Source organism: Bradyrhizobium sp., from assembly GCF_030697065.1.
Lineage (GTDB): Bacteria > Pseudomonadota > Alphaproteobacteria > Rhizobiales > Xanthobacteraceae > Bradyrhizobium.
Genome location: NZ_JAUYQU010000276.1, coordinates 1 through 12,308 on the forward strand (window position 1 = coordinate 1; position 12,308 = coordinate 12,308).

Genomic DNA, 12,308 nt, shown 5'->3' on the forward strand with positions numbered 1-12,308 from the left:
CCCTGCTGTGCGGATGCCAGTCCGGCGACGGATGCGTATTGACCGGAGTGATAGACCAGGGGCGACGAGTCGGCTTCTGCCGCTGCCCAGGTGATGTAACCGACGAAGATCGAATGATCCCCGGCGAGGTGTCGCTCGGACACCTTGATCTCCATGGATGCACAGGCGCCCGACAGCAGCACGGCGCCCTCCGGTCCCGGTACGAGATCGAGGTCGTCGATGGAATATCGCTCCGCGCCCTTCGCCGCGAAGCGCCTCGATAGCGGCTCCTGAAGGTGCGACAACAGGCTGATTCCGACCGTGCCGCCGACCCGGACCAGATCGTGGGTATCGTTGTTCTTGTGAATGCAGAACAGCGCCAGAGGCGGATCGAGCGAGACGGGAGTAAACGACGTCGCGGTCATGAAGTGCACGCGTTCGCCGGCCTTGATGGACAGGAGAACGACCGACGCCGCATGTCGGCGCATGACGAGCTTGAAGAGGTCGGGCTTGATCATGGCGGTCCCGCTGCTTGCTGGATTTCAGTTTTCGAGGAGATTCTCGCGGAGCGTGGTTCCTGAATAATGCGTTCGATAGCGCCCGCGTCGCTGCAGTTCGGGAACGACGAGATCGGCGAATTCCTCGAAACAGCCGGGCGTGTAGGTCGCCGCGAGCATGAAGCCGTCGGCTCCTCCGTCATCCATGTAATGCTCCATCTGTCGCTCGCGGTCCCGACCGCGACAGGCATGCCCATGCCCTGGGCATAGATCATCGCGGCCTCCTTCACCGTGACCGGAGCGCCGCCCTTGGCGTAGATGATCGACTCGAAGAGGCCCTGAATGCCCGGGACCTCGATGTTCTGCACGATGTCATCGGGGGACAGTTTGGAGAAATCGATGCCGAAATGTCCGGACATCCAGGCCATCGCGCCCTCCGGCGGAATGCAGGCCTTGATGCGCTCGTGTTTGTCCTGTGCCTCGGAGCGGGTCTCGGCGACCACGGTCTGCATGCCGTAGATCAGTTTGACCGAGCCGGGCTTGCGGTTGAACTTGCTCCCGAGCCGCTCGTTCAGGTCGCGGGCATATTGCGCCATGCGATCGACATTCGGATGCACCGCGAAGATGGCTTCGGCGTGTTTCGCGGCGAAGTCGCGGCCCTGGCCGGAAGATCCCGCCTGCCAGAATACCGGCCTGCCCTGGGGGGACGGCGCGCAGAAATGGCGTCCGTCGCAGCGATAGTACTTCCCTTCGTGGTGGACGACCTTGACCTTGGCCGGGTCGGCATAGATCCCACTCACCTTGTCCGCGATGATGGCGCCCGGTTCCCATGAATCCCACAGCTTGTAGCAAAGCTCCATGTATTCCTCGAGCCGGTCATAGCGACCGGCGCGATCGGTCATGGCATGGCCATAGGCATCCCATTCGCTTTTCGAATAGGACGACACGATGTTCCAGGCCACGCGCCCGCCGGACAGGTGGTCGAGCGAGGATAGGCGCCGGCACATGGAATACGGATGCTCGAACGCCGTCGACAAGGTGACGCCGACGCCGAGATGCTTGGTCGCGGCGGTGATGATCGGGACGATCGTCGATGGCTCGTGGGTCGGGCATTGGACCGCCCACTTGACGATGGCATCCGAGCTGTCCTCATGCGTGTTGTAAGGAGCCAGTTCGTCCGCAATGAACATGGCGTCGAACAGGCCGCGCTCCATGGTTCTGGCCATGTGCTGCCAGTATTCGGGCCCGGCGAAATTCCAGCCGACCTTGTCCTTGGGATGCCGCCACATTCCCGTGGCATGGCTGTTGACGCCGTGCTGAATGAAACCCAGCAGGTGAGCCTTCTTCTTGTTGAGCAAGAGGCGGTTCCTTTTCCGTTGTCGCGTCGCATCGCAGCTGGTGGCAGGATGGTGTCGGCACTATTCGCAGGCTCATTCCGATCGCCGCTCGATGCGCTCGAACCAAACGCCATGGTTGGCGGCGCCAGCGGAGAACCGGATTTGCCCGGTGACAGATCAGCAAGTCCCATGCCACGCGCCGGCCATGAAACCGGCTTCAGACTCACCACACGGTCGCGGCCGCCATGGACCATTTTTGAACAGGCTGGGTGAAGTTCGTGCAGCCTCGCCGTTTCTTCGATAGCGCGGACTGATCCGATCCATCGGCTAATGCGATGAAGGCGTGATGCCGCCACGACGATCGGCGAGCTTCATCGTCACCAGCATTCCAACCGGATCGCGGTCCTCCCTCGGATGAACGTCGTGGGACGAGAGTAATCGTGATGGTTTGCCGCAACGGAGATTGATCGCGACGAAGCAATCGCAGCACTGCTCGGGAGACCAGCAGTCTTCTTTCGGTTGCCGCACTCCCGCTTCAGCAATCCAGGGTCATCCCGTCTGCCCGTCCTCTGCGAGGTGTGACGGCTTCCGGCCGGTCGTTGCTCATTGTTTCGGCAAGGCAACCGGGGAGATCTGCGGCAGCGCTGGCCTGCTTCTTGCTGAGGGAAGTTATGGCAGGGACGACTCATGGTCGGACCCGGGCAAGAGGAAGAAGACGCGCGTGACGAATTGACCCTGGAATAGTTCGATGACCCTGGAGCAGCTGCGAATCTTCGTTGCGGTCGCGCAACTGGAGCATTTCACTCGGGCGGCCGACCGGTTGAAACTGAGTCAGTCCGCCGTCAGCTCCGCCATATCCGCGCTCGAAGTCGAACACCATCTTCAGCTCTTTGACCGGACCCGCCGTCACGTCGAACTCACCGCCGCCGGCAACGTGCTGCTCGCCGAGGCCGAAGCGATCATCAGCAGGGTGAGCCTTGCTCTCCGCCGCATCGAAGATCTGTCGGAGCTGCGCAGGGGGCATCTGTCGGTGGCTGCCAGCCAGACCGTCGCCAACTACTGGCTTCCGCCGCTGCTTCAGCAATTCCACCAGCAGTATCCGGGCGTCACGATCGACCTCTGGCACGACAACTCGACGAGGGTCGAGAAGCGCATCGTGCAGGGAGAGGTCGATATCGGGTTCATCGAACAGGAGCCCCGCGACCGGTCGCTGGAGGTCGAGCAGGTGGCGTTTGATGAACTGATTACGGTCGTCGGCCCGCTGCATTGCTGGTTCGGGGTCGATCAGGTGGAATTATCCAGGCTGCTTCAAACGACCTGGATCATGCGCGAGCCGGGTTCGGGAACGCGGGCGCTGTTCGAAGATGCATTGAAGCAGAACGGCTTCGATCCGGATTCGCTGGAAGCGTCACTGACGTTGCGCACGGGCGAAGCGGTGCTGGGCGCCGTGAGGGCAAGCAACAGCGCGGCCGTGGTATCGAGTCTCGTGGCCAAGGCCGCGCTGAAGGCGGGCGAATTGCATCAGGTCAATCTCATCCGCATACCCCGGGCCTTCCTGGCGATCTCGCTGCCGGGCCGGGCGCAACCGAAAACGGCGAAGACCTTCATCGATATGATGCGGCGGAGCCTCCAGATCGACGAGGACGCGAAGGTCACGAGGTTGAACGGCAGGATAAGGAAGTGAATTAGCGAGCTTCGTCCCGCCGTTGGCGCCTGCATGAATGACGCTGGCGCATCTCGCGTCAGCGGCTGTCATCGCCGCTCCCGTGTATTCCTGCGTTCGAACGTGACCGGCAATACGACGCGTTGCTGCTGCACAGTCGGCATGATCCGGAAAATCGATCACCGTGAGCAACGCGCCTGATCGAACGAATCGGCCGGATGCCGTGACTCTCGCCAACCAGCCGCTCCGACATGCAATCCGGTTCGCCAAACGTGGCATTCGACGGCGATTGCCATGGCATGCTCCTTGCTAATCCTTGCTTCGGGATCATAGGCCACCGCATCTCGAAGGGAAAATGTCATGGACGCGTCGACACTGAAATTGTCGTCAGGCCTCTCGGCAGGGCTTGGCATTTCGCTGATGGTTGGAAGCGGGCTGGTGTTTCTGCTCATTGCGATGATCGTGAAGCGCTATCTGGTGCGCGACACCCATGACTTCATCATTTCGAATCGCCAGATCGGTCTCGGCTTCGGTGTCGGCACGGTCATCTCGGTCTGGACCTGGGCGATGGCGGTGATGATGAGCTCGGCGATGACCTACAAGTTCGGGCTTTCCGGCCTGTTCTGGTTCGTCGTGCCGAACGGTTTTGCGATCATGGCGATGATCCCGCTGGCGCGGATGATGCGCAAGCGGATGCCGGAGGGATACACCATCGGTCAGTTCGCGCACGTCCGTTTCAACGGCTCGAATGTCGCATCCGGAGTGGTGACCGTCACGATGATCTTCAACGTGCTGCTCGAAATCCTGGTCAATCTGAAGGGCACGTCGGTGGTCATGTCGACGGTATTCCCGATCGACTGGCGAGCCGCGACGCTGATCACGATCGTCACCGTGTGTACCTATTCCTATTTCGGCGGGCTCTGGACCAGCGTGATGACCGGCACCGTCAACACATGGATGATAACTGTGCCCGCCGCCATCGTGCTGGTGGCGGTGTTCGACCAGATTGCCGGCGGTGCGCCTGCCGTTTTCGCTGCGGTAAAGGCCTCCAACCCGGACAATCTTTCGATATTCCAGTCGGAGGCGCCTGCCGCGTTCGGAATTTCGCTTGCCTTCGGATTGCTGGCGTCGGTGGTTGCCGACCAGACCTTCTGGCAGAAGGTATGGGCGATCCGCGCCGACCAGGTGACGCGAACGTTCCTGTGGGCCGGCGCCTGGTTCTATCCGATTCCGATCTGCCTCGGGATGCTGGGCCTGGTCGGTCTCGCTTACGGCATCACGCCGCAGATGATCGGTGGCGACATTGCCGCCATCGGCCCCTACGTCATATCGCATCTGGGCCTTCCCGCCGTGTTCATCGTCGCCTACGTGCTGGTGATCCTGGCCGCCTGCTATTCGACCATCGACGGCGCCAGCACGGCACTCTCCTCCATCGTGGCCGTCGATATCGTCAAGCGCTACTTTATATCGGCGACCGAGTCGCGGCTGTTCTACATCACCAAGCTCTCGATGCTGTTCGGCGGAATCATCGCGACGATTATCGTCCTGTCTGGAGTCGATTTCACCAGCCTGGTGCTCGCGACCTTCGCGCTCAAGACGGCGATCCTGGTGCCGCTGGTGCTGGCGATCCTCTGGCCGAAAACCAACACGGTCGGGTTCGCCGGGGGCGTATGCCTTGCGATTCTGATCGGGATGCCGTTGCGGGAGATCTACGGTGAACTGGTGGGGACGTTCGCCATCCTCGGCATCAGCGGGTCCGTGGTCGTGATCGCGGCGCTGGCGATACCCTCTCAGTTCGACATGGATCGGCTGAAGGCGGTCGACGCCATACCGGTTGCGCAACCGGGTGAATGATCACGGCTCACAAGTCTCCATCCACTCCAAGTCCTTGTTTCACCTGTGAAGGAATGCAGATGTCCATCATGCTGGTCTTGACGATTATCCTCGGTGCCCTGGCGACGGCGCTCTTCGTCGCCGGATATTTTCGCGGCACCGGCAACGCCATTCGAAACCATCGAAGCACCGTTCAGCCCTCCGCCGCGGTTGCGGAGGAGAAATCCTATGGCTGGTCGATGGCGTTCGCGGTGCTCGCCGCGGCGGCCCTGATCGGATCGCTCGGGGTGTCTCCGGCCTTCTTCTATCTGCCGCCACTCCTGGTCATCGCTACCGCCGCCGTCAACGGCTACGCCTTCTTCCTGGATCGTGACGGCTGACAGGACGCGACGAAAGCGGCGAACCGTTCCCTTTGTCATTTGCATCGACCATGACCGTCAAGGGCGGTGATGGCAGGAGAACACATGCAGGAATCGAGGAAGAGGGCTCATCTGCTGGGTTTCATTCAGCATGGGGTCAATAGCCACGCGACCGGGATGTGGCGGCACCCGAAAGACAAGGTGGGCTGGAATTACGCGCGGCCTGCATACTGGCAGCATCTGGCAAGGACGATGGAACGCGGCATGTTCGATGCCATGTTCATTGCCGACGAGCTGGCGCCCTACAACACCTTTGCCAACAGCTCCGAGGAAACCGTCAAATGGGCGGTCCAGTGTCCGACGCATGAACCCTCGACCATCGTGCCGATCATTACCGGAGCCACGCGCCACCTCGGCGTCGGGCTGACCCTGTCGACGGCATTCGAACATCCCTATTCGATGTGCCGCCGTCTCTCCAGCCTCGACCATCTTTCGGAGGGCCGGATCGCCTGGAACATCGTCTCTTCCTACTCGAAGAGTGAGTGGGAAGCCTATGGCGCGGAGACCTCCGAACGTTCGTCGCGCTACGACCGTCTCGAGGAATATATGGAGCTGAGCTACAAGCTCTGGGATTCCTGGGAACCGGATGCCATCGTCGCGGACAAGGCGAGCGGGATCTACGCAGACCCCGCCAAGGTTCATGAAGTCGTGCATGAGGGCCGCTTCTACCGCTGCCGCGGCCGCCATTTCGTGGCGCCCTCTCCGCAGGGCCGCCCGGTGCTTTGGCAGGCGGGATCCTCTGACCAGGGCAGGGATTTCGCGGCAAAACATGCGGAGGCGATTTTCGCGGTTCATCCCGGCGTCGCGCGGATGCGCCAGCACTCCGACGACATGAACGAGCGGCTGCAGGGCAAGTTCGACCGGCCCAAGGGGGCGGTCAAGCTCATCTACGGTGTGCAGCCGATCGTCGGATCCTCGCGTGCGGAGGCCCAGGAGAAGCAGGCGTTCATCCGGGAGCTGGTACCCCAGAGCGGTGCGCTCGCGCTGATCTCGGGGCATTTCGGTCTGGACTTCTCGAAATATCCTCTCGATCAGGCGATCCAGGACATCGAGATCTTCGGAATTCAGGGCATGTATGAATCGATCGTGCACTCCCGCGGCGGCGGCGCCGTGACGGTCGCCGAGGCCGCCGAGATCTACGGACTTCAGTTCAGCATGCCTCAGCTGGTCGGCACCGCCGCCGACATCGCCGACCAGATGGAAACCTTTCTCGACGAGGGCGGCGCCGACGGGTTCATGCTGCTGGCCACCTATACGCCCGGATGTTTCGAGGAATTCGTCGACCTCGTCGTGCCGGAAATGCAGCGGCGCGGACGGTTGCGGACCCACTATTCCGGATCGACGTTGCGCGAACATCTGATGGAGGCGTGAGCCTGCCGACCCGTTGCTGGCGATGCGGCTCAGGCCGGCTTCAGGCGGCGCGGAGCCGGGGCTTGCGGTCGGTCACCAGTGCCAGCGCCACGGTCAGGGTCATGAACACGACGGAGGCGCCGAACACCCAGTGCGGCAGGCTCTGGTCCATGATCCAGCCATACAGCAACGGACCGAAGATGCCGGACAAATTGAACCCGGTGGAGACGATGCCGAAGGCACGGCCGGCCGCGCCCGGCGGGGCGGCGTTGCGCACCAGCATGTCGCGCGACGGCGCGATCACGCCGCCGAGAAATCCGGCCACCGCCAGCATCGCCATCAGCAGCAGCGACGGCAGCGTGGTGGTCGCAATCACCAGCATGATGATCGCGTTGACGGCAAAGCACGCGGCGGCGACCCGTCCATGGCGGCTGGTGCGGTCGGCGAGATAGCCGCCCGCCAGCACGCCGATGGCGCTGGCGACGAGAAAAGCGGTCAGCGCCAGATTGGCCGACGGGAACGACGCGCCATAGCCGGTCATCAGCGCGACCACGCCGAAATTGCTGATGCCGGCGTTGGACAGGCCGAGCAGCATGAAGAAGATCGTCAGCACGATGATGGCCGGCGTGACGATGCTCTGCTTCGGCGGATGCACGCCATCGACCTTGCGGTCGGCGGCGCTGGCGTCGGGAATGCCGGCCGCGATCAGCACCAGCGCCACCAGCAGGCCTACCGCACCGGCCGCGATCAGCGCGCCGAGCCCGCCGACCGTCGCCACCAGGGCCGCCATGATGGCGGGCGCCATCGCGCCGCCGAGGAATCCGGCAAAGGTGTGGATCGAGAAGGCGCGGCCCATCCGCGCTTCATTCATGTGCGCCGACAGGATCGCATAGTTGGCCGGATGATAGACGCTGTTGGCGAGGCCCAGCAGTCCGGCGCAGACCAGCAGCCAGGGATAGTTCAGATTGAGGCCGAGCATGATCAGCGCGAAGCCGCCGAGCGTCAGCCCCATCAGCAGCACTTTCCGGGCGCCGATGTGGTCGGCGAGATAGCCGATCGGCGCCTGCGTCAGGCCGGAGACGACGCCGAGTACGGTGATCGCGAGGCCAAGTTCGATATAGCCGACGCCGAGTTGTTCCTTCAGGAACGGGAACAGCATCGGCAGCACGAACAGATGAAAATGGCTGACCCAATGGGCGAGCGAAATCGCCGCCAGCGTGCGCAGCGAACTGTCGGTCTTTCCGCCGGTCTTGGCGTGTTGCGGTGCGGCGAGAACGTCGACCATATCTGATCTGAAAAACCCCGTTGAGGAACGGCCCGGCAAGGCGCGCCAAAATACCGGCTGGCGGTTATTTGTCCATGAATACCGTTGCATGGCGCCCCCGCGAGCGGTGAAATGCGCGTCAAATCTGCAAGACAAAGCCGCTGCGTGCAGGGATGATGACCGCATGTCCGATTCCCTGCCTCTTGAACCGCTTGAAGCGCCGCTACGGGTGCTGGTTTCCGAAGGAAACAGCACGTCCGCGCGGGAGGCGATCACGATTCTCGGACTGTCGGGCCACCACGTCGAGGTCTGCGATCCCGCGCCGTTCTGCCTCGTGCGGTTCTCGCGCTTTGTCCGGAAATTCCATCGCTGCCCGGGGCTGCAGGAAAATCCCGCCGGTTTCCTTGGTTTCGTCGAGCGACTGCTGGCCACCGGGAAGTTCGACGTTTTGCTGCCGACCCACGAGCAGGGTTTTCTGTTCGCGCGGGTGCAGCAGCGGCTGCTGGACCGCATCGGGCTGGCGCTGCCGGATTTTGCAGGCTACCGCGCCGCGCACAGCAAGGCCGGCTTCAGCCGGCTGCTCGGCCGATTGAATCTGCCACAGCCGGCGACTCGAATCGTGAATTCCGAAAGCGAATTGCGCGACGCGATCGAATTTCCGTCCGTCGTCAAGACCTCGGTCGGCACCGCCAGCCGCGGCATCTGGCTGGTGCACGACGACCGCGACCTCGCATCCGCGCTGCAGGAGTTGAACGCCGGCGGCGCCTTCGCCGATGAAGTGCTGGTGCAGGAATTCGTCGCCGGCACGATCGAGAAGGCACAGGCCGTGTTCTGCCGCGGCGAACTGCTCGGCTTCCATGCCTACCGGACGATCGCCGCCGGCGCCGGGGGAGGCGAGGCGATCAAGCAAAGCGTCGCAAGGCCGGAGCTGCGCCGTCACGTCGCCCGGATCGGACAGGAACTCGGCTGGCACGGCGCATTGTCGGTCGATTGCATCATGCGGGACGACGGCACGCCGCCGCTGCTGATCGATTGCAATCCGCGGCTGGTCGAGCCGATGAGCGCTTATCTCGCCGGTCTCGACCTGGTCGGCTTGCTGCTGAGGGTTTCGCTGGGCGAGGTGCCGGCGATCGCGGCGGAAAGCCGCGCGGGGGTGCGGACGCATCTGGCGATGCAGGCGCTGCTGGGATGCGCGTCGCGCGGCGGCAGCCGGCGGGATCTGATCGCGGAGGGCTGGAATCTCGCGACCGGTGGCGGGCCCTACGCCGGCAGCACCGAGGAACTGACGCCGGTGCAGCTCGACTGGATCAGCGCGGTGCCGCTGGCGATCATCGCGATGGTGCTGCTCGCCGCGCCCGGACGCGGCGTCGCGCTCGCCCGTGGCGGCTGGGGCGAGCATCTGCTCGATATCGCGAGCATTCGTCGGATCGAAAGCGAGGAGTTTGGCTAGGGTTCAACACCCTCACTCGTCGTCGTCCGGCTTGACCGGACGACCCAGTACGCCGCGCCCTCTCGCTTTATCTCTCACGCCTCTGGAATACTGGGTCACCCGGTCAAGGGCCGGGTGATGACACCTTTTTTGTTTAGCGACTTATCGCGCTCTACAGCGGCTCGTCGTCCTCGCCATGGCGGTCGCGTTTCGGCGTGGCGATGTCGCCATCCTCGTAGTCGTCGTCCTCGAGCGGCCGAGGCGGCGGCTTCCGGGGTTTGACGTCTTCTTGCTTGGTGGGAGGGTCGCTCTTTTTGCCGGTTCCGCCCATGTGATCCCTCTAATCGGCTGATTTGCGCGCATTTGATGGGTATATTAGCCGCAGTTGGCCAATCTTGCCTGCCTTTTTCCGTCGTTCGGTGTAAAGGGAGGCGCAACCCGGGCATGTCCGGAGCGTTAGCCCTGACATCCTGATAATCCCACGAAATATGAAATCATGATCGGATCGGATCATGATCTGGAGTCCCGATGAAAAAGCCGAAGATCGAAGCCGAAGAACAACAGCCGCGCAAAATCATTCGCGCCGACAAGGCGCCGACCGAGGGCTACTCGCTGGTGGTGGACGGTCACTTCAAATCGCACCACGCCACCGTCGAAGCCGCCGAAGAGGCCGGTATGGCGCTGAAGAACCAGTACCAGATGCTACAGGTGCAGGTTTACGACGCCGCCACCAAGACCCGCTCGATGATCGAGTGGCCGGCGCCGGTGTGATACGGCGCTAGGTCCGGTGGCCGCCGCTCTGCCGCCCGGCCAGCCAATCGGCCAGGGCCTGGCCCTTTTCCGCCGTCTTCTTCGCTGACGATGCCGACGACTTGGCGCGCGGCTTCTTGGCCGCCTCGGGCGGTGCGGCGGCTTCGCGCGCGAGGCGCAAGGCCTTCAGCCTGGCCATGTTGTCGAGCACGGCCTTGGTCGTCACGTCGCGATCGGATTTCACGCCCTTGGCTTCGCCAGCCGCGCGCGCGGCCTTGTTGAAACGCGCATCGGCGCGGTCGCGGTCTTCTTTTGACATCTAGCTCGTCTTCTTTTTCTTGGGTTTGGCCTTGGCCTTGGCCTTGGCCTTCGGCTCCGGCGGCTTGTCGCGTTCGGCGGCTTCCCGCGCCAGTCGCTCCTCGCGCAGGGTCGCGGTCCGCTTTCGTATCGCGATATCGGCGGCCGCGATATCGGCCATCGCCTTGATGCCTTCGGCATCCTGGGCGGCTCTTCGGTTCAGCCGAATCTCCTTCAATTCGGCCGGGGTCTTCGGTTCGTCATCCATCTTTTGCCTCGAATTTAGCGGCGCGCATCATGGTGCGGCGTCCTGTGGGCTCCTCTTACCATGCATCACATCGCCAGCGGGCAATTTTAGGCCGGATCTCGCGGCAAAAGTGCGTCTTTTCGGCCAATTCCTCAATCGTGGTGAAGGTCGGCCTCGTCCGCGTCGGCTTCGAGACCCGCCGGATCGAATGTTTGCAGCCATGACTGCAATACCGGCGAGGCATGGCCGGCGGCCGTCAACTGCCGCAACGCGATCCGGATGCCGGCGCGGCCGTGGCGATCCCCTGGCATGGCCGATGGCGGCTGATCCGCTGCGACCGCGTCCCTGACGCGCCGCTTGATGGCGAGAATTTCAGGAGTTCCAAACCGTTCGATCATGGCTTGAAAGGTCTGATGCCGCGCCGGGTCGAACGGCCGAACCTCGCCCGATCCGCCGCGCGCCGGATGCGGCGGATAAAAATGCGCGCAGGGAACCCAGCCCTCGGGGATCGGTTCGGTTGCCGGGTGGGTCCGGCCGGTCTTCAACAGCTTGGGCAGGACATGGGTGTGCGGTCCCTCGGGGCTCCTGCCCGAGGCCGGCGGGATCGGTTGATAGACCTCGATGCGACCGAGCCTGCTGATGAAGACGCGATGCGGATTGGCCGCGAGGATCAGTCCCATCGCGGGATTGCCTGGCTCGAACACGGCCCGGCCGACGTGCCGGCGCAACTGTACTGCTGTTTCATCATCGTCGATGCGGACACAGAAATCCGCATGCGGCGCGCCGAGGCCGAGATCGAACAGTATCGATTCGCGGTCGCTCGCGCGCAGCGCCTCGGTGTCGGCGCCGAGTTCGGTCAGCGCGGTTCGGGATCCCATCGCGCCGTCGGCTTCGGCCAGGCATAGCGCGATGCGCTGATTCCAGCCGGATCTGGTGATGCTTTCGGACGCCAGCGCCCGGTTGCGCGGATCGTGCCGGATGGCGATGCCGCCGCGCGCCGTGATCGCCGAGACCGCGTCGTCGGCTTGCCGCAAGGTGACCGGCTCGCCGGGATCGCGCGAGAATTCGGCGATGGCTCCGAACGTGCCGATGCTCCATTGCGTGTCGGGATCGGTGATCGCCTGGTGCAGCAGATCGATCGTTGCAGCATTCATTGTTCGATATTCCCCCGGCCTTTGGGCCGGGAGAGTATCGTCTGGTGCGGTCAGGACAAGCCGGTTCGGGCGGGGACCGGCTCGATGTC

General features: G+C 63.3%; 13 protein-coding genes. 6 read left to right on the forward strand and 7 right to left on the reverse strand.

Annotated elements, in window-relative coordinates; all coding sequences use genetic code 11:
- On the reverse strand, positions 1–497 hold a 497-nt coding region (locus Q8R73_RS21350; protein ID WP_305721530.1), incomplete at its 3' end, for a flavin reductase family protein.
- Positions 494–1,834 (reverse strand): NtaA/DmoA family FMN-dependent monooxygenase, encoded by a 1,341-nt coding sequence (locus tag Q8R73_RS21355; protein ID WP_305721531.1) that lies wholly within the window; start codon positions 1,832–1,834, stop codon positions 494–496. The genes Q8R73_RS21350 and Q8R73_RS21355, both read right to left, overlap by 4 nt.
- A gap of 727 nt (positions 1,835–2,561) precedes the next feature.
- Between Q8R73_RS21355 and Q8R73_RS21360 the strand changes: the two genes are divergently transcribed.
- From Q8R73_RS21360 to Q8R73_RS21375, 4 genes are all read left to right on the forward strand, one after another.
- Positions 2,562–3,497 carry a LysR substrate-binding domain-containing protein gene (locus Q8R73_RS21360; RefSeq protein WP_305721532.1) on the forward strand — a complete coding sequence of 312 codons (936 nt, stop codon included), beginning with the start codon at positions 2,562–2,564 and terminating at the stop codon, positions 3,495–3,497.
- 339 nt (positions 3,498–3,836) lie between these two features.
- Entirely contained in the window at positions 3,837–5,330 is a 1,494-nt protein-coding gene (locus Q8R73_RS21365) for a sodium:solute symporter (protein ID WP_305721533.1), read from the forward strand.
- A gap of 59 nt (positions 5,331–5,389) precedes the next feature.
- Positions 5,390–5,689 (forward strand): hypothetical protein, encoded by a 300-nt coding sequence (locus Q8R73_RS21370; RefSeq protein WP_305721534.1) that lies wholly within the window; start codon positions 5,390–5,392, stop codon positions 5,687–5,689.
- A gap of 84 nt (positions 5,690–5,773) precedes the next feature.
- Positions 5,774–7,099 (forward strand): LLM class flavin-dependent oxidoreductase, encoded by a 1,326-nt coding sequence (locus Q8R73_RS21375; RefSeq protein WP_305721535.1) that lies wholly within the window; start codon positions 5,774–5,776, stop codon positions 7,097–7,099.
- A gap of 40 nt (positions 7,100–7,139) precedes the next feature.
- Here Q8R73_RS21375 and Q8R73_RS21380 read toward each other — a convergent pair whose 3' ends face one another.
- On the reverse strand, positions 7,140–8,363 hold the full coding sequence (locus Q8R73_RS21380) for an MFS transporter (RefSeq protein WP_305721536.1): 1,224 nt from the start codon (positions 8,361–8,363) through the stop codon (positions 7,140–7,142).
- Positions 8,364–8,526: 163 nt separating this feature from the next.
- On the opposite strand from Q8R73_RS21380, the gene Q8R73_RS21385 reads away from it, so the two are divergent.
- Positions 8,527–9,792: an ATP-grasp domain-containing protein gene (locus tag Q8R73_RS21385; RefSeq protein ID WP_305721537.1), complete on the forward strand. Its 1,266-nt coding sequence runs from the start codon at positions 8,527–8,529 to the stop codon at positions 9,790–9,792.
- A 151-nt stretch (positions 9,793–9,943) separates the two neighbouring features.
- Here Q8R73_RS21385 and Q8R73_RS21390 read toward each other — a convergent pair whose 3' ends face one another.
- Positions 9,944–10,102 carry a hypothetical protein gene (locus Q8R73_RS21390; RefSeq protein ID WP_305721538.1) on the reverse strand — a complete coding sequence of 53 codons (159 nt, stop codon included), beginning with the start codon at positions 10,100–10,102 and terminating at the stop codon, positions 9,944–9,946.
- 197 nt (positions 10,103–10,299) lie between these two features.
- Between Q8R73_RS21390 and Q8R73_RS21395 the strand changes: the two genes are divergently transcribed.
- Positions 10,300–10,542: a hypothetical protein gene (locus Q8R73_RS21395; protein WP_305321479.1), complete on the forward strand. Its 243-nt coding sequence runs from the start codon at positions 10,300–10,302 to the stop codon at positions 10,540–10,542.
- Positions 10,543–10,549: 7 nt separating this feature from the next.
- Here the strand turns inward: Q8R73_RS21395 and Q8R73_RS21400 are convergent, their stop codons facing one another.
- The 3 genes from Q8R73_RS21400 to Q8R73_RS21410 form a co-directional block, all read right to left on the reverse strand.
- Entirely contained in the window at positions 10,550–10,840 is a 291-nt protein-coding gene (locus Q8R73_RS21400; RefSeq protein WP_305721539.1) for a hypothetical protein, read from the reverse strand.
- Complete coding sequence (locus Q8R73_RS21405; protein WP_305721540.1) at positions 10,841–11,086, reverse strand: hypothetical protein; 246 nt, start codon at positions 11,084–11,086, stop codon at positions 10,841–10,843.
- A gap of 131 nt (positions 11,087–11,217) precedes the next feature.
- Positions 11,218–12,219, reverse strand: coding sequence for a hypothetical protein (locus Q8R73_RS21410; protein WP_305721541.1), 1,002 nt, complete (start codon positions 12,217–12,219; stop codon positions 11,218–11,220).
- Positions 12,220–12,308: the final 89 nt, after the last annotated feature.

Bases quoted from the DNA above. Each gene is read 5' to 3' on its own strand.
- Q8R73_RS21385 (WP_305721537.1), top strand. From the start codon at position 8,527: ATGTCCGATTCCCTGCCTCTTGAACCGCTTGAAGCGCCGCTACGGGTG.
- Q8R73_RS21375 (WP_305721535.1), top strand. From the start codon at position 5,774: ATGCAGGAATCGAGGAAGAGGGCTCATCTGCTGGGTTTCATTCAGCAT.
- Q8R73_RS21405 (WP_305721540.1), bottom strand. From the start codon at position 11,086: ATGGATGACGAACCGAAGACCCCGGCCGAATTGAAGGAGATTCGGCTG.
- Q8R73_RS21390 (WP_305721538.1), bottom strand. From the start codon at position 10,102: ATGGGCGGAACCGGCAAAAAGAGCGACCCTCCCACCAAGCAAGAAGAC.
- Q8R73_RS21400 (WP_305721539.1), bottom strand. From the start codon at position 10,840: ATGTCAAAAGAAGACCGCGACCGCGCCGATGCGCGTTTCAACAAGGCC.
- Q8R73_RS21360 (WP_305721532.1), top strand. From the start codon at position 2,562: ATGACCCTGGAGCAGCTGCGAATCTTCGTTGCGGTCGCGCAACTGGAG.
- Q8R73_RS21380 (WP_305721536.1), bottom strand. From the start codon at position 8,363: ATGGTCGACGTTCTCGCCGCACCGCAACACGCCAAGACCGGCGGAAAG.
- Q8R73_RS21395 (WP_305321479.1), top strand. From the start codon at position 10,300: ATGAAAAAGCCGAAGATCGAAGCCGAAGAACAACAGCCGCGCAAAATC.
- Q8R73_RS21370 (WP_305721534.1), top strand. From the start codon at position 5,390: ATGTCCATCATGCTGGTCTTGACGATTATCCTCGGTGCCCTGGCGACG.
- Q8R73_RS21410 (WP_305721541.1), bottom strand. From the start codon at position 12,219: ATGAATGCTGCAACGATCGATCTGCTGCACCAGGCGATCACCGATCCC.
- Q8R73_RS21365 (WP_305721533.1), top strand. From the start codon at position 3,837: ATGGACGCGTCGACACTGAAATTGTCGTCAGGCCTCTCGGCAGGGCTT.